The following is a 24,414-nucleotide window of genomic DNA, read 5'->3' as shown; positions in this document are numbered from 1 at the left end:
GTCCACAAGTTGTGAACGACCATTTTAGTATTTATTATTCTACATCTGCGTAATATTTTTCTACAGTTTCTGCACAATGTTCACATAAAGTAGGGTGGTTATGATTATGACCTACTGTTTTAGAAATTGTCCAGCAACGTTCACATTTTTCGCCTTCTGCTTTTTCTACTACTACTGCAACTTTATCAGTTTTAACAGCATTTTCTGGAGCATCAGCTAAAGAACCTGCTACTACAAATTCAGAGACAATATTTAATTGAGCGAAGTTAATATTCGCATCATTTAGTAAAGTAACAACTTCTTCAGTGCCATAAACTGTTACTTTAGCTTCCAATGATTTACCGATTGTTTTTGCATTACGCGCTTCTTCTAATGCTTTTAAAACAACATTACGGATATTCATAATTTTTGTCCATTTATCTGTTAATGTTGCAAAGTTTTCTTTTTGAACGGCATCTGGCATATCAGTCAATTGGACACTTTCTACGTCTTTGTATTGTAAATATGACCATAATTCATCAGTAGTATGTGGGATAATTGGAGTCATTAATTTCAACAAAGCATGTAATGTATCGTACATAACAGATTGCATAGCACGACGAGCATGATTATCTGCACCTTCGATATAAACAACATCTTTTGCAATATCTAAATAGAATGAACTTAATTCTGTTGCAATAAAGTTATTCACTGCTTTATAAACAGTTGCAAATTCATAATGATCATATGCTTCACGAGAAGTTTTGATCAGATTTTGTAATTCCATATACATATATTGATCTACTTCACGTAAATCTTCATATGCTACATAATCTTTTTCTGGGTTGAAGTCATGTAGGTTACCATGTAAGAATTTAAGGGTATTACGAATCTTACGATAAACTTCAGACACTTGTTTTAACATATCCATTGAGATACGAACATCAGCAGTATAGTCAACAGATGCAACCCAAAGACGTAAGATATCTGCACCATATTGTTTCATCACTTTACTTGGTGCAATGATATTACCAATTGATTTACTCATTTTACGTCCTTCACCATCAAGTACGAAACCATGAGATAGTAGACCTTTATATGGAGCGTGACCATTCATCGCAACAGAAGTGATTAGAGAAGAGTTAAACCAACCACGATATTGGTCAGAACCTTCTAAGTATAAATCTGCTGGGTATCGTAGTTCAGGGCGTTCTTCTAATACGCCTTGGTGAGTGGAGCCTGAGTCGAACCAAACGTCCATAATGTCATTTTCTTTTGTAAATTCGCCATTTGGAGAACCTGGGTGAGTAAATCCTTCAGGAAGTAACTCTTTTGCAGTTCTTTGGAACCAAATGTTTGAACCATGTTCACGGAATAATTCTTGAACGTGAGCAATTGTTTCTTCTGTAATAATTTCTTCACCGTTTTCAGCATAAAATACTGGGATTGGAACACCCCAAGCACGTTGACGAGAAATACACCAGTCACCGCGATCACGAATCATATTATAAAGGCGAGTTTCACCCCATGCTGGTGTGAAGTTTGTGTCACGAATTGCTTGAAGTAATTCAGGACGGAATTTATCAATTGATGCAAACCATTGTGGTGTTGCACGGAAAATAACAGGTTTTTTTGTACGCCAGTCATGTGGGTATGAGTGTGTGAAGAAAGAAAGACTTAATAATGCGCCTACTTCTTCTAGTTTTTCACAGATTGGTTTATTTGCTTTGTCATAGAACATACCAGCAAATTCTCCTGCTGCTTCAGTTAAGCATCCTCTATGATCAACTACAGAAAGAATTTCTAAACCATATCGTTTACCTACTTGATAGTCATCTTCCCCATGTCCAGGAGCTGTATGAACACAACCAGTACCTGCTTCAAGAGTTACATGGTCACCAAGCATTACAAGTGATTCACGATCAAATAATGGATGTTGAGCAGTCACATTTTCAAGATCTGCGCCGTTAATTTCACGATCGATTTCAGGGTTTTCCCAACCAAGCTTTTCAGCTACTTTTTCAAGCAGGCCTTTAGCGATAATATATTTTGAACCGTTTGCTTTTACTACAACGTATGTGAATTCAGGGTTTACAGAAATACCAAGGTTAGCTGGCATTGTCCATGGAGTTGTAGTCCAGATGATAAATTTCTCATCATTATTGACAACCCCTTTACCGTCTTTTACATCAAACGCTACATAAATTGAAGGTGATTTGATATCTTTATATTCAATTTCTGCTTCAGCTAATGCAGATTCACTAGATGGAGACCAGTAAACCGGTTTTAAACCTTTGTAGATATAACCTTTTTTAGCCATGGCACCAAATACACCAATTTGGCGTGCTTCAAATTCAGGTTTTAACGTAATATAAGGGTTTTTCCAATCACCGCGAACACCAATACGCATGAATTGTTCACGTTGACGACTTACCTGTTCATAAGCATAGTCTTTACATAATTCACGGAATTCAGCGATAGACATTTTCTTACGGTCATGGCCTTTATTTGTTAATGCTTGCTCGATTGGTAAGCCATGAGTATCCCAACCAGGTACATAAGGTACATAGTAACCAGTCATTGAACGATGACGGTTGATCATATCTTTTAAAACTTTGTTTAATGCATGACCCATATGAAGATCACCATTTGCATATGGAGGGCCATCATGAAGGATAAAAGCAGGACGATCTTTTGTACGTTCAAGTACTTTTGCATTAATGTCCATTTCTTCCCATTTTTCTTGCATTTTAGGTTCGTTATTTGGCAGATTTCCACGCATAGGGAAATCCGTTTTTGGCATCAATAAGGTATTCTTGTATTCCATATTGAAAATTCCTCCTTTTAAATATAGGTACTTTTACTAAATAAAATAAAAAAACTCCCCATCCCAAAAAGGGACGAGGAGGAGTCTTCTCGCGGTACCACCCTAGTTGCGTCATTGTTCATGACGCCGCTTTAGACACCGTAACGTGGTGTTGACGAGATTGCTTACTTTTCTTTCGTTCAGCAATCTAGTTCAGGAGTGATTTTCTTTTAAAAGTGTTTCGTTTGAGCTTTCACTATCCTCAAATCGCTTAACCGCACTTAAAAAATACTGTCTCCATCATAACCTTTTCATACATATATGATGACATTATAGAAAACGATACGCATACAGTCAAGTACTACGATTAATCTTGTGGTAAATCTAATCGTTCTAACTCTGTTGTATCTACTTCATATTCCATCAAATGATCCCAGTCATCTGATTCGATTAAATCTAATTGCGCTTCCACAATCATCTTAAAGCGATTTCGGAACACTTTTGATTGTTTTTTCAACTCTTCTATTTCTAATGCAATTCTTCGAGCTTTAGAAAGTGCCTCATTAACAATACGATCTGCATTTTTTTCTGCTTCTTTTACGATAAGTTTAGCTTCTTTTTGCGAGTTACGGCGCACTTCTTCTGCAGCTTCTTGAGCAATAACAATTGATTTTTGTAATGTTTCTTCGATGGAGTTGTAATGACCAATCTGTTCATTACTTGATAAAAGTTTTTCTTCTAATTCCTTTTTCTCTTTTAGAATAAGTTCATAGTCTTTAATAATTTGTTCTAGAAACTCGTTTACTTCATCTTCGTTGTAACCTCTAAAACCACGGGTAAATTCTTTGTTATGTATGTCAAGTGGTGATAATGGCATGTTTTGCACCTCTCCTTAACAGCATTTATTAATTATTATACATTTGTATAAAAGTAAGTTCACTAGAAAAACATAATTTTTAACAAAAATTATTATTTCCGTTCAATTCGACCAATTTTAATGCGCAATTTATCTTTTTTTGTTCTTCCCTCAATGGTTCTTATGACTATTCTACCATATCCTCTAATGGATAATAGATCCAATTCATGTAATTCAAACGAAACTTGTTCTCTCACTACAAAATTCACTTTTACTTTACCAGCATTAATAAGTAAAGCTGCCTTTTGACGAGAAATCGGATAAACTGATGACAATACGGTATCTAGACGCATAGAACTTGTTGTAAGGACTTGCTCTATCCATTTTGACTCTGGTGGCAAAAGAGGTGAATTTTGTTGCAATTCTTTTACTTGTACTTTTGCTTTTCCTACACTATCGAGATTAACACGTACATAATCCAATATCTCATTAGCTATTGCAAACTGAATAGTTGAATCACTTAATCGTATATCTCCAAACTTAGAACGGTCTATTCCTAGAGAAATAATTGCACCTAATACATCAGGATGTTTCAATTGGATAAACTTTGAAGGAAATGTCATTTCACAAATTGTTATATAAAAATCTTCATCACTTGGTTGATAATAATTTGGATAAATAATCAAACGTTTTCTTTCTGCTTCGCTAAAACGGCCACTTTCAGCTACCATAATATCTCCATTTTTTCCGATTATAGATTGGACAATTAGACGTTCGCGTGGATCCAGAAAATCTGTCAACTTTGGTGCATAAAAATCTTCTACTTCTTGTTTCCATCCTATCACTTGTTCGATAAATACTTTTTCTTCCGGTCTAAAATGTTGGAATATTTCTTCCATATACTATTTCCTTTCTTTTTGTCAAAAACGCTATCCAATCGTAAATCAATAGTAACGTCATTCTAATTTTTTATCATCTTTTAAGATGAATATCATCTTTTTAAACAAAAAACCCCACCATGAAAAGAGTGGGGATTAGATTTTATAATATATAACCTAGTACATTGAATACGCCTGCTCGGATTAAATTTAAAACGATTAGTGCAGCAATTGGTGAAATATCAATCATTCCAATTGGTGGGATAAATCTTCTAAAGAAATCTAAGTATGGATCACAAATCTTCGCTAATAATCTTCCAAATTTGGAATCATACGCTGTTGGAACCCAAGACATTAATATATAGATAATTAGCGCTATCGAATAAAATTGAAATAAGTAATTTACGATTGTAAATATCAATAACATGGACATTTAAACTCCTCTATTGTAAATCTTCATAGTAGTAATCTGAAATATTACCATCTACTTCTACATTATCTGGTGTACATAAAAATATATCTGTACCAATTCGCTTGATGTCCCCACCTAAAGCAAAAATAGTTCCACTTAAAAAGTCTATAATTCGTAAGCCTTGTTCTCGATCAATTCTTTGTAAATTCACAACAACTGCTCGCTTATTTTTCAAATTGTCAGCAATATCTTGAGCCTCCGCGTACACACGAGGTTCCGATAAAATTACTTTTGACGTTTTTTGTGTAATACTCACTATATTAGGGATACTTGAGTGTTCTACTTGTTTAGCACGTTCTCTAACTGCGGGTTTCTTGACCACTGCAGGTCTACTTACAGCTGGTTTTACTTGCTTTCTTTGTACGGCCGGCGCTGCCTGTTGTTGAATAGATTCTTGTTGTTTAACGTTTTCTTCTACGTAGTCATCTTCCTCTTCTAAATAGAAAAAGTTTTTAAGTTTATCCTTCATTTTCATAAGAATCCCTTCTTTCGTTCCCAACTAGAGCAGTGCCAATACGGACGAATGTTGCACCTTCTTCAACAGCTATTTCATAGTCGTTAGACATTCCCATTGACAGTTCAGTACATGGAGCATATTCATATCCCTTACTAGCAATCTCTAACTGTAATTTTTTTAGTTTTTTAAATACATTTCGAATTATTTCTTTATCTTCCGTATTAGGCGCCATTGTCATTAATCCGACAATACGAATATGCGTAAAATCTGCTAATTGATCGATAAATTCTGGTACTTCTTCTGGAGTTAGCCCATGTTTAGACTTTTCACCTGATACATTAACTTGTACAAAACAACTAATAATAGAATCGGCACGTTTCTCAATTTCTTGAGCTAAACTTATACGATCAAGTGAATGTAAATAATCAATTTGGTCTATAACTTTTCGTACTTTTCTTGTTTGCATTGAACCTATATAATGCCATGTTGCTCTATTTGCAATCATCTCATGTTTTTCTAATAACCCTTCAGGTCTATTTTCACCTAAATTAGTCAAGCCGGCTTCTAACGCTTCAATTGCTCGCTCTGTTGAAACTTGTTTCGTAACAGCAATTATTGTGACATCTGATGGTTCTCTGCCAGCTTTAAGACAAGCATTTTCAATATTTTGTTGAATATCTTGTAAATTTTCAATAATTAATGTCATAATAGCCTCATCTTTTCATAGGTACTTGTTTTTTTATTGTATCAAGCATACTACAATTTATCAATGAATAACCATATTTTTCAATCTAATCCCTTAACTAAAATGACATCTTTACCAACAACAATTATATCTTCAATTGGTATTTTTAAGGCATCCTTTTGAGCACCTGAAAATGACATAAATTTTTTTGGCTCTGCAACCACAAAGGCTTCAACATATCCTGTATCTTTTTGAACGACAGCATCTTCAACATATCCTAGAAAGCGCCCACTACTAGCAGCAATTATCTCTTTACGCTGAATATCTGAAAAGCGCAATTCGCATCCCTCCTAACGTATTTTATTATGTATATATATGAAAAAGAAGCATCAATCTTGATTATGATTGATGCTTCTCGTTAGTCGATTGAATATTATTTTTCACTAGCCTGTTCTTGAATTGTTTTTAAAGCACTTTTTTCCAATCTTGAAATTTGTGCTTGAGAAATACCTAGATCTTTTGCAATTTCTGTTTGAGTATGGCCATAATAATATCGTTTGGAAAGAATATTTTGTTGTCTTCTATCTAATTTTTGTATTTGTTCTTTAATAGCGACATACGTTAACCAGCGATCTTCAGAAACTGTTTGGTCCTTTAATTGGTCCATCATATAAACAGGATCTCCACCATCAGCATATATAGGCTCATGAAGTGACATTGGCTCTTGTATTGCATCTAGTGCAAATAATATATCCTCTTGAGGTAAACCTGTCATTCTTGCTAAATCAGTTAACGTTGGTTCTCGTAATTCCTCGGTTAAAAATTGCTCTTTCGCTTGCATAGCTTTATATGCAATATCGCGTAGAGATCTTGAAACACGTAGTGGATGGTGATCTCTCAAATGTCTTCTGATTTCACCAATAATCATAGGAACAGCATAGGTCGAAAATCGAACATTATGTGATAAGTCAAAATGGTCTATTGATTTTAGTAAACCAATACAGCCTACTTGAAACAAATCATCAGCCTGTTCTCCTCTATAAGCAAAACGTCCGACTATACTTAATACTAACCGTAAATTCCCCATCACTAGTTGTTCTCTTACTTCCTCTTGTCCATTTTGCAATGCCACAAATAATTGTCGCATTTCTTCATGCTTCAAAACAGGTAACGTGGATGTATCAACACCACATATTTCAACTTTTGTTCGCATATTTTGTCCTCCGGATGCTTTATCACTGTTAGTAAGTTCAGTCTGTCCGAATCGAATAATAATATGCGTGTTTTTTCTTTCCAAATTCAACCGTTATGACGTTAATTGATTTAAATGATTCCGCAATTCTTGAATTATTTTCTTTTCTAAACGGGAAATATAAGATTGTGAAATGCCTAGATGATCAGCCACTTCTTTCTGTGTCATTTCTTCTTTACCAGCTAATCCAAAACGGCATTCCATAATATAACGTTCTCTTTCATCTAATTTTTGAATGGCATGGAACATATGTTGACGTTCCATCTTCTTTTCTACGTCGTCGGTAATAAGATGTTCATCTGTTCCTAAAATATCAGATAGTAATAACTCATTGCCATCTCCATCTGAATTTAATGGCTCATCAAGCGACACTTCGCCTTTCATACGACTTGTTTTTCGCAAGTGCATCAAAATTTCATTTTCGATACATCTTGATGCGTAAGTAGCTAATTTGATTTTTTTATCGGCATTAAATGTTTCTATTGCCTTTATTAAACCAATCGAGCCAATACTAATAAGGTCTTCTATTGGCGTTTTTGCATTATCAAAACGTCGCGCAATATAAACAACAAGCCTTAAATTATGCTCGATTAATATATCTCTAGCATGCATATCACCATTTTTGAAAGCTGCAATCATCTCTTGTTCTTCTTCTTTTTTTAAAGGTGTCGGTAAAGATTCATGACTCCCAATATAAAAGGTACCTGTTCTTCTAAAGCTTGCAATAGTCTCTATTAACCAACGCCAAAATCGACGAATCATATTATTAAATCCTCCAATCATTAAATGTGATATAAAGCAGTAAAATGTAATATGGCATCTGCTTCTTGTGGAAACGGGGTATTTTGGATGGTAATAATAAAAAAGCCTGGTGATATAGGACGGGCTTCCTCTTCTTTTAAAAGCCATTTATCATATCGAAAAGCTAAACTATACGTTTTTTTCTCTTGAACAGTTGTAATTGGAATAACAGCCACCTTTTTCCGAAAATATTCCGGAAACATTTCCAAATCATATGGCTCATTTACATTCCATTGAAACAATGCCATTTTAAAGTTTTCAGGTAAGGAATGTTCTATTGCTTTATAACATACAAAATGAACAGGTTTTCCTGATAGTGGCTCAACTGTCGTATTTCCTGTATCTATAAAACATTTCAAAGTAATGGTCATTTCTCCTAATTGCAATTCACATAATTGCATTAAACGTTGTTGCAAAGTATCTCCTCTTGCTACTAGCAATCGACTTTTCAATAAATAGAGCCCTGCTGTTGCAACAATTCCACTTACTAACAACAAAGTGAACACCGAAGTATTGATCCATAATGGCTCGAACGCAGTAAATAATCCCCCTGCAAACAATGCAGCTACAAAGCACATAAGGGCACCTTTCCACCATTTGCGAATTTGCCAACCAAATGCAACCGTGATCATCAATATAAATACAACAACTAACATAAGAAAATGGTGTCCAAAAATAACAATACAAATTCCTGCAAGGAAAGCACTGATAAGCAACCTTCCTTTTGATTGTTGTAGAAAACATATTGAGTTTGCAAAAGAAAGAATGACATAGTTAAAAATTGCATTCATTAATATCAGTACTTCGCCATACAATTCACCACCTCCCGCATAGAAAAGATATCATAATATGCCTACAAAAAATGTCAAAGGGTGAATGTAAATCGGAGAAACTTTCCGACATAATCATTCAATTTTCTAAGTAATCTTTTAGCAAAAAAGAGATTAATCAAAACTATCTTCAAATAAAAAGCCCTGAAAATTTTACGATCAGTAAATTTTCAGGGCTTAAAATTCTAAACTTAAGAACATATTCGATTAGAGAAGCATTCCTCTTCATACATATTCAATATAAAACACCAAAGGGAAATTGCATAATGCAATTTCCCTTTTTAAGTGAGTTAAGGCTATTTTGTCACTACCTATAGTATTTATCTGGATTAACGACGTTTATTGCGATTACGTAAGAATGTTGGAATATCCAATGTATCATCTTGAGTTTGAGTATTCGTTTGATATTGTGTAGTTTGGCGTGGGATTTCTTGAGTTTGTTGAACTACTTCTTCTGAACGAACTTCACGTCCTGCCACTTGTTGAACTGGTGATTGTTGTTGACGAAGTGAACCAATTCCACTGCGATTTAAGTTATTATGAGTGTCAAATTGATTTTCATCTTCTGTAAACTCAGTTGCAATAACAGTGACAACAATTTCATCTTTTAAATTGTCATTAATAACAGCACCGAAGATAATATTTACGTCTTCATCTGAAGCAGAAGAAACAATATCAGCAGCTTCTTGTACTTCGTATAAACTTAAATTAGAACCACCTGTCATATTCATAAGGACACCTTTTGCTCCATGAATAGATGTTTCAAGTAATGGACTTGAAATAGCTTTTTTAGCAGCCTCTATAGCACGTGTTTCACCTGAAGCAATACCAATACCCATTAAGGCAGAGCCCTTGTCAGACATAATTGTCTTAACATCGGCAAAGTCTAAGTTGATAAGACCAGGAACTGCGATTAAATCTGAAATACCTTGTACACCTTGTCGTAGTACATTATCAGCTTCGCGGAATGCTTCAAGCATTGGTGTGTTTTTGTCAACAATCTCTAATAATTTATCGTTTGGAATAACAATTAATGTATCAACTGCCTCTTTCATAGCAGCTGTACCTGAAAGTGCTTGTTTTTGACGTTTCTTCCCTTCAAATGTGAATGGACGAGTAACCACGCCAACAGTTAATGCACCAAGATCTTTGGCAATTTGAGCGATTACAGGTGCTGCACCAGTACCTGTACCACCCCCCATACCAGCAGTTACAAAGACCATATCTGCACCACTTAATGCTTCCTCGATTTGTTCTTTACTTTCTTCAGCAGCTTTTTTTCCCACTTCAGGGTTAGCACCTGCACCTAATCCACGAGTAGACTTTGCACCGATTTGTAATTTTATTTCAGCGTTTGATAATTTTAGCGCTTGTGCATCAGTATTAACGGCGATAAATTCCACACCTTGTACCCCATGTTCAATCATTCGGTTTACAGCATTATTACCGCCACCACCAACACCGATGACTTTTATAACAGCAAGTTGATCGTCACTTGTTTCAAATTCTAACATCTCTATTCCTCCTAATTCAGCTCATAATGTGTAGAATAAATCGCCATGATTATTATTCTAAGAATCTATTAAAAAATCCTTTAACTTTTGTGAGTACACTGTCTCTTTGCTCATGTGTTTCAAATACTGAAGTACCTTTTGTTTGTTCTATTTGGTGTTCTTCATGCATTACAGGACCAAGTGAATCATTATCACTAACAACATCTCGATTAAATTGTGATTCTTTATATGCATAACGTATTAAGTTTACAGCTGAAGTATATTCAGGTTCTCTTACACCAATATAATCCGGTGCATAAATTTTAACGCTTGTTTGTAGAACATGGCGCGCTAATTGAGGTAATCCTTCTAATTTTGCAACACCACCAGTCAAAACCACACCCCCAGGAAGATCTTGAATACCCATTCGATATAATTCATCAATGATTAAATCAAATAATTCTTCAAGTCTTACACCAATAATTTCGGATATGTATCTTTGACTAAATTGCTCTTTTGTATCTGCACCTATTACAGGAACTTCAAACAATTCATCATCAGAAGCATCATCATAATATGCATGTCCAAATTCTAATTTTATCTTTTCAGCTTGCTCAGTTGGCGTTTTTAAAACAATTGATAAATCTTTTGTAATATGTTCACCACCAACAGGTATCATTGCAGTGTGTATAAAATGACCATCTTTAAATACTGCTAGAGTAGTAGAGCCACCACCTATATCAATATAGGCAGTACCGCGATTACGATCATCTTCATTTAGCGCAAATTGTCCTGCGGCTAATGGTTGTAAATAAATCTGTTGGATTTCTAAACCTGCTTTTTCAACACATCTTAAGAAATTATGCAATACAGTCTTTGATGTTGTAACCATCGTACCATCCATCTCTAGACGAATACCAATCATACCTCTCGGGTCATTAATCCCATCTAATCCATCTACTATATACTGTATTGGAACTATATTCACCAACTCACGATCAGGTGGTATAGACATTAACTCAGCAGATTCGATTACACGGTCTAAATCTACATCTGTAATTTCTCGATTTTCACTGTTTACAGCAACTACACCTTTTACGGGGTGTAATTGTACTTGATTAGCAGGGATTCCTAGAATCACCTTATTAATCGTCAAACCAACCATTCTTTCTGCTTGATCAACAGCTTTCTTGATGGATTGTACAGTAGCATCAATATCTACAATACTTCCTCTACGAATCCCTGATGACTTGACATTGCCTACTCCAATAACATGCACAGTCTCATCATTGACTTCCCCTATTAGAACCTTTATAGATGAAGATCCTATATCTAATGAAACATATAATTCTGAATGACTCAAACTGTGGCACCTCCTTCAACAACTCTTAATAAATATTCTATTGTAAAAATACGAACTTGTCTAAGTAAATTCATGACAACTACCTAAAATTCCTTCATTTACACTGTTTTTTTAACTTTTGATGCATTTTTTATTATTTTCATGGTACAAAATGCTAATAAAATTATAAATTTTGACTTGATTTAGGGCCAAACTAAGAATTACGATTTAAAATTGCTATCTTTATTTCTTTTAAGCTAAGATTACTACATTTAAAGTCTATTTAAAACCTATTAATAGAAGAATTAGAATAATTTTAGAGTTTTTATGCATGTTATGTAATATAATTCAATTTCTATTCATTTTTAGTTTTACCGTATTCAGTTTTATAAGAACGATAGAACGTACCCACTTCTAAGTCAATGACGCCTTTTTCGCCTTTTTTAACTTGAGAAACGATTGATGGGTAATATTTTAATTTTGAAGCGAGAGAAGGTATTGAAGCCCTTACTTCAAAACCGTCATTCATGAACATTTGAATAGCATAGGGATTGGATTTATCAGGAATCGCATTTACTTGAGAAATTAAGCCAATTAATTCATTATTCAATTTACTTAATTGTTGAATCATTTTGATCCTTGTCTTTTCGTCTTCAAATCCTACTAAAATAGGCATTTTAAAACTTGATGGAATTTTAGACATATTTAAAATTGTACCATTATCTAATACTAAATTATATTGGTCATTTTCTTTCAACAAAGCAACTTGCTTATACTCTTTTACGGAAATTGTAACATTGTTGATCCATTTTCTTTTAACTGTTACTTGTTTTACTACTTTCTGGTCTTTTAGTAGATTCTCAACCCTACCACTATTAAACTCCCATAGTGAATCATTTGTTCGGAGACCGCTATGCTTTATGTAATAATCAGTACTCTTTAAATTATTCCCTTCAACTGTAATTTTGTTTATATGACTTAATGGTGATTGAAAATACAGAAGTGTCAGTAGGGTAATGACGAAAATAACAATAAGTAGTGTGAATCGACGGTTAGTTCTTTTTTTACGGCGTTCTTTTAATGTCGGAATTCGTTCTTCTATATCAATAATTTTATCCAAACTGAACACTCCTTTCTAAAAATTATCTTTCTCTAGAGAAATTCCAAACTATTCCAATCGCAATCCATGTAACAACTAGCGATGTACCTCCATAACTAATAAATGGTAATGTAACACCTGTTACTGGTAATAATCCAGAAACAACTCCAATATTTAAAAAAGCTTGAAACCCTATCATACCAATTAATGTTGCAATACAATATAACGAAACTTTGAGACTAGATTTAAAAGCTAATTTAAACCCAGCATAAAGCAACACACCAAAAGCTAATATAATGGCCACAGCTCCGATAAAGCCCATTTCCTCTGCAATAATAGAAAATATAAAATCATTCTGTGGTTCTGGCAAATACAAATACTTTTGACGGCTATTTCCGAAACCAAAACCATACAATCCAGCTGGGCCGATTGCAAGTAAGGACTGAATTGCTTGAAATCCACTTCCGAGAGGATCAGACCACGGATCTACAAAAGCCTCTATTCGTTTAAGACGATATGGCGCAGAAAGGATTAACCCTACTAATCCTAAAATACCTGCAATGATAAGAAAAACATAAAAACGAATTGGGTAACCTGCTATAAAAAAAAGTAAAAAAACTGAAACGATTAGGATAAACGCTGAACCAAAATCTGGTTGCAACATTATAAGACCTACCGGTATAAACAAATATAAAAAATGCCGCCAATGAATCTTAGGACCAGTAGATTTTTGGTTTGCCAAAACAAAACTAAGCTTTACAATTGTAGCAATTTTGGTAAGTTCAGATGGCTGTAAACTAAGTGGGCCAACTGCAATCCAACTTTGTGATCCATTTCGGACAACACCAATTCCTGGCACTAAGACTGCGACAAGCAAAAGTATAGATAGCCAATATAGAAGTGTCCAAGTCTTTTCCGATTGCAGGCCGTTATACCGACCGCAAAAAGAGAAAACTAATAATGCCACTCCAAGAAAGACTAGCTGTTTAACTAAAAAAGGTGCTGTTTGTCCATAGTGAACTTTTCCCCAGTAAGAACCAGCAGAATACACAAAAACTATGCCAATGACAGTCAAAAATAAGGTTGCAATCATTAACGAGAGTCTTTCACGTTGTATCAGGCAAGGCATCCTTCCTATACTTTTTAGTGGCAACTATTTCAATAACATAGCTGCTTCGATAAATAAATCTCCTCTTGTTTCGAAATTAGGATATTGGTCCCAACTTGCACATGCTGGTGATAGTAAAATAACATCCCCAGGTTCAGATAATTCAGCAGCTTTCGGTACAGCTTCTTGAATATTTTTTGCATGAACAATTGTTTTAACGCCACATGAAGACGCAAATTCTGCGAAACGATCTGCAGTTTGTCCAGATACTACAATCGCATGCACATTCGCCATAAATGGTCTTAACTCTTCAAACGAATGTCCACGATCTAAACCACCTGCTAGTAATACGATAGGTTGTTTAAATGCGGCAAGTGCACTCTTAGTAGCTAATGTATTAGTTGCTTTAGAATCGTTGTAAATTTTGCGTCCTTGCCATTCACGGATAAATTGCGTACGGTGTTTAACTCCAGTAAATGAATTTAAAACATGTTCCATTTTATCCTTAGGACAATTCACAATAATAGCAGCTGCTACAGCGGCAAGTACGTTTTCTAAATTGTGTTTTCCAGGTAATGCTATAATATCCCGTTTCATAAATGGTTTACCTAACCAATAAATCATGTCATCATCTGCACTAATTCCATCTTCAATAACACGAGTTGATGAAAATGGAATTAGATGTGCTTTAGACTTTTTAGCGTAAGAAGAGACAATTTCTTGGTCTGCATTATAAATTAAATAATCAGATGCATCTTGGTTTTTCGTAATGTTGAATTTTGCATTACCATACGCTTCCATAGAACCGTGATAGTCAATATGTGCTTCAAACAAATTTGTCCATATAGCAATCTTCGGTTTAAATGTTTCAGTACCCATAAGTTGGAATGATGATAGCTCAGTCACAATTATATTATCGGTAGTAGCTTTTTCTGTTACAGTACACGCTACTGTACCGATATTACCAGCGATTAAAGGATTCAAACCACCTTGGTTTAAAATATGATATAACAAAGTTGTTGTCGTTGTCTTCCCATTTGAACCTGTAATACCAATCATTGGTGCTTCGCTAATTAAATAAGCTAACTCCACTTCTGTCCATACAGGGATTCCTCTTTTTACTGCGTCTTGAACAATAATGTTTGTATAAGGAATACCAGGGTTTTTGATGACTAGTTCAAACCCTTCATCTAACAAATCTTCTGGATGGCGACCACAAATAACGGTAATTCCTTGTTGTAGAAGCTGCTGAGCATCTTTGTTTTCTTCAAAAGGTTTTGCATCATTTACTGTGACAAAAGCGCCCATTTTATGAAGTAACTCTGCAGCAGCTACACCACTTTTAGCTAAACCTAGTACTAATACTTTTTTGTGTTCCATTATGGTTAAGTTTTTCATTATAATACCTCCGGAACCACTGCAATCAATGCTGCCACTAATGCTGTTAACCAGAACGTTAGGACAATTCGCCATTCAGACCAACCTGAAAGCTCGAAATGGTGATGTAGTGGACTCATTTTAAAAATTCTTTTACCTGTTAATTTGAAACTTGTTACTTGCATCATAACAGATAAAGTTTCAAGTACAAAAATTATTCCAATTAATAATAATAAAAGTTCTTGACCAACTAAGATTGATAACATGGCTAAAGCTCCACCTAATGCTAGTGAACCAGTATCCCCCATAAATACTTTTGCAGGGTTTGCATTAAAGATTAAGAAACCTAGTAGGGCACCTACAACTGAAAATGCGAATATGGCTGCATCTAATTGATCATTTAAAAGTGCTAAAACACCATAAGCTGCAAAAGCAATAGAAGCAGTACCTGAGACTAAACCATCTAATCCATCTGTTAAATTGACTGCATTAGAGAAGCCTACTAACCAGAATACTAAGAATAGTACATAGGTTAAGCCTAAATGTATTGCAAAATCAGTAAATGGTATTTGAACTGTATTATGAAACGTCCCCATTTTCAATAAAAAATAGGCCGCAATTGAAATAACAATTTGTGCAATTAGTTTTTGTAAAGAAGTTAATCCTAAATTACGTTTGAAGATGATTTTAAGTCCATCATCTAAAAAGCCAACAACTCCAAAACCAATAAGTACGAGCACTAAAATAATGGTTTGAGATGTAAAAGCACCTTTTACTAGACTTATAATAACGGTAGTGGCAATAATTGATAATAAGAAAATGACACCACCCATTGTAGGGGTACCTGCCTTTTTCATATGTGATTTTGGACCTTCTTCACGAATACTTTGACCAAATTTAAAGCGTCTTAATAATGGAATGATAATCGGCCCTAATATGACCGAAATAATAAATGAAATTGCTAAAATAATTAGCATTGTTGCGATTGACATGAAAAAATTCTCCTTCTATCCTTCTTTAGTACATGTACTATCATAGTAGTTTCAGATTCATTTTTAAAGACTAAGATTACTCTTTTTCTAAATAAACGTGAATAGTCCCATCTTTAACGATTTGTGCGTCTGCTTTTGGAAGTTGAGATGCTATTTTATCGCCTTCTCCATGCCACTCTAATCGGAATGGATATAACATTCCAGATATCTCTTTTTTCGTTTTACCAACCAAGTTGGGAACTCGGACTTTTTCGATATCTCCCCAACGATACTGTTTCTCAATTTGTTCTTTACGATCAGTAATTCCCACAATTGGATGAATATCTTCAATTATTTGACCAACAATTGGTGCGGCTATAACACCACCAAATTGCGGGCCATTTTTTGGATTATCAATTGCTACATATACCACTACTTTAGGGTCATCTGCTGGTGCAAATCCAATAAAAGATACAATGTATTCTCCGCTCTTGTAGCGTCCATCTTCAGCCTTTTGAGCTGTACCTGTTTTACCACCAATTCTTAAATGATCACGATAAGCCCCTCTACCTGATCCATTTGCAACTACCGATTCTAATGCTTCACGAACTTTTGCGGATGTCTCAGATTTTATGACTTGCCGTTTTTCAGTAGGTTCATATGTTTTTAAAACTTGACCATTATCACCATTAAGAATTTTTTTAACAATATACGGTGTCATTAGTTTTCCACCATTAACAGCTGCAGATACAGCCTGAACTTGTTGAATTGGCGTGACAGAGATACCTTGACCAAATGACGTAGTTGCATGTTCTACAGGTCCATAATTTTTAGGTGCAAATAGAATACCTGTTGATTCGCCAGCCATATTAGAACCTGTCACCTGACCAAATCCAAAATCACGAATATACTGTTGAAGTTTAGTAGGTCCTACCCGTCTTCCCAATTCAATAAAACCAGGATTACATGAGTTTTCGACTACTTCCATAAATGTCTCTTGTCCATGACCTTCCCTTTTCCAACATCTAAGTCTAGCACCTTCAACTAAGGTATAGCCTTGATCATAAAAAGAATCTTTTTTCAAATCCACTACATCTTCTTCTAATGCAGCACTTAGTGTAATAATTTTAAAGGTAGACCCCGGCTCATACGTCATCCATACTGGTAAATTACGATTATAAATCTTAGAATCTACTTTTTGATACTCTGCAGGATTATATGTAGGATAAGAAGCTAATCCAAGAATCTCTCCAGTATTAGGATCCATAGCAATTCCTATCGCTTGATCTGCATCATACTTTTCCATCGCTTGAGACAATTCTCTTTCAATAACCTTCTGAACATCGACATCAATGGTTAGTTCTAACGTAGCACCATCTTGCCCTTCCTTCCAGCCATCTTCAACATGAGGTAAATTTGCACCTTTTGCATCAGTAAATAAACGAATAGCAGATTCTTTTCCTAACAACAAATCGTTATACTGATATTCTAACCCTGCTAAGCCTTGCATGTCACTACCAGTAAATCCTAATAATCTTGAGAGTAAGACTCCATATGGATAGTCTCGAATATAATCCAACCCAGTGTAAAGGCCAGGAATTTGTAATTGCTGGATTTTTTCTGCTAATTCATAAGAAATATTTTTCCCTTGGGGTGTAATCTTTACAATGGTCACCCTTTTGTTTAGCTTTTCTGCTAATTCTTTTTCGTCCATTTGTAAGATAGGTGCGAGTTGTGCTGCAACTTTATCTGGTTCTTTATTTTGTGCTGGCATAAAGTAAAGCGTTGGCGCGAGTTTATTGCCTACTAAAAGCTTGCCACTTCGATCCACAATATTCCCTCGCAAGCTTTTCATAGGCACTTCACGGTCCCAATTTTCTTCCGCCTTTTTTGTTAAAAATTCATGTTGAATAAATTGAACAATAACTAATTTTCCAATAAGCAATAACCCTAAGCAAATGAATATCATCATGACAATTTTCAATCTAACACTTACTTTTTTAGTAACCCACATAGTTGGACAAATCACACCTTTTTACATTCAAAGTATGATTTTCAAAGGGTAGCTATGCTTCTTTTCGAACTATTTATACTGTTCTTGTGGTTTGACCATTTTTAATATAACTTTTTGATTTCCTTCATAAATTGTACCAGCTTTAATATTTTGCTTTTGTACAAAACCGTCCCCTTGGATACTAATCTTCATCCCTGAGAGGGTTTGGTACGTTATAATATCCCGCAATGACCATCCAGTGAAATCTGGTATTTTTATATTGCCAGATGTTTTGATGAAAGCATGACTATTGTATAAAACTTTTTGGCCTTTATTTGGGTATTGATTTGTGACTTTACCTTCTGATCCAATTAATACTGTTTGGATATTCTTAGACTCTAAATCTGTTATAACTTCAGAAGATTCTCTTCCGACTAAGTCATCCATTACAATAGATTTAGTAGTACTCGTTTTGGAAGGCTTGATATTCAAATACTTTAAGCTGCTTTCCATAACTGTATTAAACACTTTAGAAGTAGGTTCTGATCCAACTTCTGTTACACCTAAATTTGGTTTTTCTATTGCGACATACATGATTAACTTCGGATCTTTAACAGGAGCCATTCCTAAGAAAGAATATAGGAAATTATTTTTCCCCCAATAATAACCACCTGTTGGTTTTGGAATTTGAGCTGTACCAGTTTTTCCTGCTACCTCGTACTCCTTACTTGCAAAATTTTGTGCGGTCCCTTTTTCAGAAGTAACTGTTGTTGCTAATGTTTCTCTCACTTGTTTAGCAGTATCTGCAGAAATTGGTTTTCCTTTAACAATTGGGTTATGTTCTTTCACAATATCGCCTGTGTTAGGGTCTACAATTTTTTTAATAACATAAGGCTGCATCATTTTTCCGTCATTTGCGACAGCTGTAAGTGCTTGAATTAACTGAATTGGCGTAACTGTAGATCCTTGGCCATAGGTTGTTGTAACGCGGTTAATAGGATATTCATCTAAAATCTTCCCAGTTGCTTCGTTTGGTAAATCAATACCTGTTTTTTGACCAAAGCCAAATTTCTTTAAGTAACTAATAAAAGTTTTATCCCCTATTTTTTTCAATAGATTTGCCATTCCTACATTTGAAGAACGTTGAATTCCTTCTAAATACGTAATTGTTCCCCAACCTACTTGGTTAGCATCTCGAATTATACGATCATACACTTTGTATTGACCAGATTGATAGACTTCATTTGGATTCCATTTTCCCTCTTGAATTGCAGTCGAAAGTGTAAATGTTTTCATCGTTGAACCTGGTTCTAACGTAGTTTCAGTCATTTCATTAATCCAACTACTATTTAAACCTTCACCTGTTTGTGGGTTAAATGTTGGTCGTTGTGACACCGCCAATATTTCGCCCGTTTTAGGATTGGCAACAACTGCAACCATCGATTCCGGTTTATATTGTTCATATACTTTACTCATAGAATCTTCAAGGAAATTTTGTATTGTTTTATCAATTGTTAAGTATACATTCTTACCATTCTGCGCCGGTTGTACCATTTTTTCGCTATTTGGCAATAGATAGCCAAACAAGTCACTTTTATATTGAACATGACCATTCACTCCGGAAAGCTCTTTGTTATAAATAGCTTCCAGTCCCATTTTCCCTACAGTTTGCGCTTGCGCGTTTTCTTGATTTTCTTTTCTGGCGATACCGATTAAATTAGAAGCAAACACGCCATTTGGATAAAACCTTTTGTTATCTTCTTCGAAAATAATACCAGGTAATTTCTCTTTTGAAATTTCCTCCATTACAGTATGACTAATATTACGCCCTGCTGAACCAAATTCGACTTGGGAAAGTTCTCTTTTTCCTTTTTCTGTTTCAATATACTTTTTCGTCAATATTTTATATATACTTTTTTCATCCATATTGATATATTTGGACAAAATCATTGCTGTCATTTTTGGATTTTGCACATGTAGCACCTTATTAGTTCCTTCCGATGCTTTTGGGTTAATAACTGCTACAAGACGATAACTTATCCCATCTTTTGCAATAACTTGCCCCTGTCTATCGTAAATATTTCCTCGATTAGCTGTAATGATTTTCGATTTTTCATATCTAGCTGCTGCTTTTGCTGCTAATTGTTGTCCCTCAGCCTGTCCTGTTACTTGAATATAGAAAATTCTAAAAAACATTAAAAAAAATAGGAGCCCATAGATGATTAGCATCGTGGAGGCTCCCCATTGAAATTTACTCTTTTTCATTGTCCTGACACTACTTTCACGTTTTTTTCGTTAAGTTTTAAGCCCATAGCTTTTGCTTTTTTCCAAATACGATCATATGTCGAAAGTTCGCTTACTTCCATTGACAACTCTGAGTTTTGCTTTTTAATGTCATCTATATTATTTTCAGTCTTTTGTATTTCAACTGTTGTGCTATTAATAGAAGATTGCACATTTAAATTCATGACTGCAATTACAGTAATTACTGCAACCATACCAATCATAAGTAGCTTTTCTATCTTCGTTACTCTACTTTTGATAGGCCTTGTTACATTCTTTTGGACAGTTTTTTCTGGAGCCATGGGTTGCAATATATAATTATGCTGTTCTTCTCGCTCTTGTAGTGCCACATTTATCAACTCCTCTTAGTCTTTTATTCTTTCTGCAATGCGAAGTTTTGCAGATCTCGCACGATTATTCGCTTCAAGTTCTTCATCTGATGGTAATATTGGTTTTCTTGTTACAAGTTTTATAGATGGTGTTAGTTCTTTTGGTATTACTGGTAATCCAGGCGGAAGATCCGGTAAAGAAGATGCTTCTTTAAAAATTGACTTACACAAACGATCTTCAAGAGAGTGGAAAGTAATAACACTCACTCTACCACCTACACCAATGACCTCTAGTGCTTGTTGCAAAGATTCTTCTGCTGCACCTAACTCATCATTAACAGCAATTCGAATTGCTTGGAATACTCTTTTCGCAGGATGTCCACCTTTACGTCTGGCTGCCGCAGGTATTCCTTCTTTAATAAGTTCTACTAGTTCACCTGTTGTACGAATTGGTTCTTTATTTCTTGCTTCTTCTATTTTTCGAGCAATCTGTTTAGAAAATTTTTCTTCACCATAACGGTAAAAAATTCTCACTAAATCATTGTAATCCCACTCATTAACAACATGAAAAGCTGTTAGTTCAGCTGTTGTATCCATCCTCATATCCAATGGTGCATCTTGATGGTAGCTAAACCCTCTATCAGCATTATCTAGCTGTGGAGATGAAACTCCTAAATCATATAAAACGCCATCTACTTTGGATAATCCTAAATTTGCAAGTTCTTCTTTTAAATAACGGAAATTTGAATGGACAAATGTTACACGATTGATGTAAGGGGCTAATCTAATTTTCGCATTTTCAATAGCAGATAAATCTTGATCAAAACAGATGAGGCGACCTTCATCAGACAACTGTCTAACAAGGTACTCACTATGTCCTGCGCCTCCTAAAGTACAGTCTACATATATACCGTCAGGACGAATGTTCAATCCATCAACGGTTTCTTTCAGTAATACGGTCGTATGATTGAACAACTGAAATCCTCCTCTTTGTTGCTATATATCAAAGTCAATCATATTCTCAGCAATCTCATTAAAAGAATCCTCAGATGTTGTAAAGTAATCTTGCCAAGATTGCTGTGCCCAAATTTCAATACGATTGGACACTCCGAGAATGACGCATTCTTTTTCTATATGGGCGTATGATATCAAATTCATGGGAATATTAATGCGGCCTTGCTTATCAAACTCTACCTCGGTTGCACCTGAAAAGAAAAATCGTGTAAATGAACGTGCATCCTTTTTGGTCACAGGTAAGTTCTTCAATTTCTCCTCAAGTTTTCGCCATTCCTCCATAGGATATCCAAACAAACATTGGTCTAATCCACGTGTAATGACAAAACCTTCTTGGAAATAATCTCGGAATTTTGCCGGTATAATCAAGCGGCCTTTGGCATCGATGTTATGTTGATATTCCCCCATGAACATGGTACTCACCCCACTATATGAAAATAGATTACCACATTCCCCCACATTCCTCCACTAATTCATAAATAATTCAAAGATAAACTTTAAAAATACGTAAATTGTCCTTGAAATCCTTTTTTACTCTACATTTTTAATGGAATTTTCTTATTTTTCTCCTATCTATTGCTTTGCAAAATTTATAAAAACAAAACTATTATCTTTTTCTATTACTTTTCTCATGCAAAAAGGATACCTCAATGAGATATCCTTTAGATATAAGATATTTTTTTATCATCAAAACATCAAAAATTTATTTCAATGCAAATCATTCTATGTTTAATTAGTCAAAAACTCCTATAAGTAAATCACATTATGTTGACCATTTAGCTTAAATTGTAATGACAGCATATCCTTAACTAATTCTTCTCCATACTCATTCATAAATTGGAATGGATTAAATGTTCTTTCTTGTAATCCACCACCCGGTAATAAGCGATCTTCAATCGTGCGGTATTTCCTTAATTGTACATCATTTTGTAGCAATACTTCATTTTCAATTTTTCTCATTAAGAAATCTAATTGTGATTCGTGAATTGATAGATTTTTATCAACTAATTTTTCTAGATTTATATTCGTATTACGTAAATGCTCTTGTATTACGTCATATTGTGTTCTCAACAATTGTTTTGTTTTTACTATCATTTGTTTTGATTTCTCATCATAGACCTTATCCTCAAATGACATTCTACGAGTTCCTGTTTTACCAGTAATAGCATCTGGCACTGTAATCTGGACTTCTTCAAGTAAGCTTTGAACTTGTCGATCTACAATCGTCATGTTCATACGTGGGACAAAAACCGGCACTTTCATGCCTAATGTTTCGAAGGCATCCTTTAAAGTTGACCAATAAGCTAGTTCGCCTGGGCCTCCTACAAATGCTAGTACAGGAAATACCATATCTTGCATTAATGGACGGGTAACAACGTTATTACTTAAACAAGTAGGATTCTCCTTAGCTAATTCTAACATCTCACTCGTCGTAAATTGGACATTCGCCATATGATTGATAAATTTACCACCATGGCGTTCTAATAAGAAACGTTCACCATCTTTGACATAGAAAAGATTTGCAGCTTCTTTTGTCGCACCAATAGGTGTTCCGTATCCTAGTTCTGTTAAATCTGCTTCACGAATAGTTACTACATCTGCTATTTCTTCTGCATTTTGAATGATCTTTTCAAAATAAGGTGACTCATATTCACGTAAACTTGAATATGCTGCATCGATAAATAATAATCCTTCTTCTTTAAATAACCAGTTCATCAATCGAACAAAGAAATCCGTATATGTTGAACTTTTTAATAATATAGCGTCTATTTTAGCTAACAGGTCTCCTGTGTATGCTGTTTCACCATATTGCATAAACGTTTCATGGATAAATTTCCGCGTTGTTTCAACATCAAGCATCGTTGTAGATGCCATTGTTTTCCTCTTTGAACGTTCGCCGTAAATATGTTTTTCTAATCGTCCATTAGCAGCAGTAAATGTATGATTGATCTCATCGATATCGTGATCCTCACCTGCAATCCAAAAAACAGGTACAACAGGAATCCCTAATTTCCCACGCTGTTGTTGTGCTAACAAAATAACAGAAATTGCTTTATGAACAGAGTATAATGGGCCTGTCAATAAACCGGATTGTTGTCCGCCTATTACGACGACAGCATTCTCTTCTAATTCTTGAAGATGTTTTTCTGCTTTTTCGGATATTTCTAATGGCTCCATAAACTTTCTGATTACCATCACTAATTGTTCACGACGTATAGGATGTTTTTGTAAATCTTCTAATCTTTTTGAGAATGACTTTTCTTCATTTGGATAATGAAAAAATGATAATATAGATGATTTTCCATGTCGATAATCGTCTAATAAATGATTCGTTACAGGAATCTCAATTTGTTCCAATTTCATAATATTTGTAAACTCCTCTATGATA

General features: G+C 34.7%; 22 protein-coding genes and 1 other annotated feature. All 22 genes read right to left on the bottom strand.

From position 1 onward, the window contains the following. Positions 1–34: 34 nt before the first annotated feature. The gene (ileS, locus tag D1606_RS01320; protein WP_119414217.1) at positions 35–2,806 is read right to left on the bottom strand and encodes an isoleucine--tRNA ligase; all 2,772 of its coding nucleotides are present in this window, start codon (positions 2,804–2,806) and stop codon (positions 35–37) included. A gap of 66 nt (positions 2,807–2,872) precedes the next feature. Continuing rightward, positions 2,873–3,098, bottom strand: a binding site (T-box leader). Between the two features lie 54 nt (positions 3,099–3,152). Then, positions 3,153–3,662 (bottom strand): DivIVA domain-containing protein, encoded by a 510-nt coding sequence (locus tag D1606_RS01315; RefSeq protein WP_119414216.1) that lies wholly within the window; start codon positions 3,660–3,662, stop codon positions 3,153–3,155. A gap of 92 nt (positions 3,663–3,754) precedes the next feature. After that, complete coding sequence (locus D1606_RS01310; protein ID WP_119414215.1) at positions 3,755–4,540, bottom strand: YlmH family RNA-binding protein; 786 nt, start codon at positions 4,538–4,540, stop codon at positions 3,755–3,757. Between the two features lie 142 nt (positions 4,541–4,682). Then, positions 4,683–4,946 carry a YggT family protein gene (locus D1606_RS01305; RefSeq protein WP_119414214.1) on the bottom strand — a complete coding sequence of 88 codons (264 nt, stop codon included), beginning with the start codon at positions 4,944–4,946 and terminating at the stop codon, positions 4,683–4,685. Between the two features lie 16 nt (positions 4,947–4,962). After that, complete coding sequence (locus D1606_RS01300) at positions 4,963–5,466, bottom strand: cell division protein SepF (RefSeq protein WP_119414213.1); 504 nt, start codon at positions 5,464–5,466, stop codon at positions 4,963–4,965. Then, positions 5,450–6,154 (bottom strand): YggS family pyridoxal phosphate-dependent enzyme, encoded by a 705-nt coding sequence (locus D1606_RS01295; RefSeq protein WP_119414212.1) that lies wholly within the window; start codon positions 6,152–6,154, stop codon positions 5,450–5,452. The genes D1606_RS01300 and D1606_RS01295 overlap by 17 nt, the downstream gene beginning before the upstream one ends. Positions 6,155–6,234: 80 nt before the next feature. After that, on the bottom strand, positions 6,235–6,471 hold the full coding sequence (locus D1606_RS01290; protein ID WP_119414211.1) for a PRC-barrel domain-containing protein: 237 nt from the start codon (positions 6,469–6,471) through the stop codon (positions 6,235–6,237). Between the two features lie 95 nt (positions 6,472–6,566). Then, positions 6,567–7,346: an RNA polymerase sporulation sigma factor SigG gene (sigG, locus tag D1606_RS01285; protein ID WP_119414210.1), complete on the bottom strand. Its 780-nt coding sequence runs from the start codon at positions 7,344–7,346 to the stop codon at positions 6,567–6,569. A gap of 93 nt (positions 7,347–7,439) precedes the next feature. Continuing rightward, positions 7,440–8,147 (bottom strand): RNA polymerase sporulation sigma factor SigE, encoded by a 708-nt coding sequence (gene sigE / locus D1606_RS01280; protein WP_119414209.1) that lies wholly within the window; start codon positions 8,145–8,147, stop codon positions 7,440–7,442. 20 nt (positions 8,148–8,167) lie between these two features. Then, on the bottom strand, positions 8,168–9,001 hold the full coding sequence (locus D1606_RS01275; RefSeq protein WP_119414208.1) for a sigma-E processing peptidase SpoIIGA: 834 nt from the start codon (positions 8,999–9,001) through the stop codon (positions 8,168–8,170). Positions 9,002–9,345: 344 nt separating this feature from the next. Beyond that, complete coding sequence (gene ftsZ, locus D1606_RS01270) at positions 9,346–10,530, bottom strand: cell division protein FtsZ (protein WP_119414207.1); 1,185 nt, start codon at positions 10,528–10,530, stop codon at positions 9,346–9,348. A gap of 52 nt (positions 10,531–10,582) precedes the next feature. Further along, positions 10,583–11,872, bottom strand: a complete 1,290-nt coding sequence (ftsA, locus tag D1606_RS01265) for a cell division protein FtsA (RefSeq protein ID WP_119414206.1) — start codon at positions 11,870–11,872, stop codon at positions 10,583–10,585. 334 nt (positions 11,873–12,206) lie between these two features. Beyond that, entirely contained in the window at positions 12,207–12,971 is a 765-nt protein-coding gene (locus tag D1606_RS01260; RefSeq protein ID WP_158582303.1) for a cell division protein FtsQ/DivIB, read from the bottom strand. Between the two features lie 22 nt (positions 12,972–12,993). Continuing rightward, positions 12,994–14,079 (bottom strand): putative lipid II flippase FtsW, encoded by a 1,086-nt coding sequence (ftsW, locus tag D1606_RS01255; RefSeq protein ID WP_119414372.1) that lies wholly within the window; start codon positions 14,077–14,079, stop codon positions 12,994–12,996. A gap of 24 nt (positions 14,080–14,103) precedes the next feature. Continuing rightward, on the bottom strand, positions 14,104–15,456 hold the full coding sequence (murD, locus tag D1606_RS01250) for a UDP-N-acetylmuramoyl-L-alanine--D-glutamate ligase (RefSeq protein WP_119414204.1): 1,353 nt from the start codon (positions 15,454–15,456) through the stop codon (positions 14,104–14,106). Then, positions 15,456–16,427 carry a phospho-N-acetylmuramoyl-pentapeptide-transferase gene (gene mraY, locus D1606_RS01245; RefSeq protein ID WP_119414203.1) on the bottom strand — a complete coding sequence of 324 codons (972 nt, stop codon included), beginning with the start codon at positions 16,425–16,427 and terminating at the stop codon, positions 15,456–15,458. Before mraY ends, murD begins: the two co-directional genes overlap by 1 nt. Before the next feature lie 76 nt (positions 16,428–16,503). After that, positions 16,504–18,420 (bottom strand): stage V sporulation protein D, encoded by a 1,917-nt coding sequence (locus D1606_RS01240; protein ID WP_119414202.1) that lies wholly within the window; start codon positions 18,418–18,420, stop codon positions 16,504–16,506. A gap of 69 nt (positions 18,421–18,489) precedes the next feature. Beyond that, positions 18,490–20,628, bottom strand: a complete 2,139-nt coding sequence (locus D1606_RS01235) for a penicillin-binding transpeptidase domain-containing protein (protein ID WP_233547995.1) — start codon at positions 20,626–20,628, stop codon at positions 18,490–18,492. 32 nt (positions 20,629–20,660) lie between these two features. Next, a complete protein-coding gene (ftsL, locus tag D1606_RS01230; RefSeq protein WP_119414200.1) occupies positions 20,661–21,032 on the bottom strand; it encodes a cell division protein FtsL in 372 nt (123 codons plus the stop codon). Positions 21,033–21,047: 15 nt separating this feature from the next. Continuing rightward, positions 21,048–21,986 carry a 16S rRNA (cytosine(1402)-N(4))-methyltransferase RsmH gene (gene rsmH, locus D1606_RS01225; protein ID WP_119414199.1) on the bottom strand — a complete coding sequence of 313 codons (939 nt, stop codon included), beginning with the start codon at positions 21,984–21,986 and terminating at the stop codon, positions 21,048–21,050. A 21-nt stretch (positions 21,987–22,007) separates the two neighbouring features. Further along, positions 22,008–22,439 (bottom strand): division/cell wall cluster transcriptional repressor MraZ, encoded by a 432-nt coding sequence (gene mraZ / locus D1606_RS01220; RefSeq protein ID WP_119414198.1) that lies wholly within the window; start codon positions 22,437–22,439, stop codon positions 22,008–22,010. A 333-nt stretch (positions 22,440–22,772) separates the two neighbouring features. Then, on the bottom strand, positions 22,773–24,389 hold the full coding sequence (gene bshC / locus D1606_RS01215) for a bacillithiol biosynthesis cysteine-adding enzyme BshC (RefSeq protein WP_119414197.1): 1,617 nt from the start codon (positions 24,387–24,389) through the stop codon (positions 22,773–22,775). Positions 24,390–24,414 lie beyond the last annotated feature (25 nt).

It is taken from the genome of Rummeliibacillus sp. POC4 (genome assembly GCF_003576525.1).
Classification (GTDB): Bacteria; Bacillota; Bacilli; order Bacillales_A; family Planococcaceae; genus Rummeliibacillus.
Note: the sequence above shows the minus strand (reverse complement) of the source record. Positions and strands in the feature narration are given on the sequence as shown.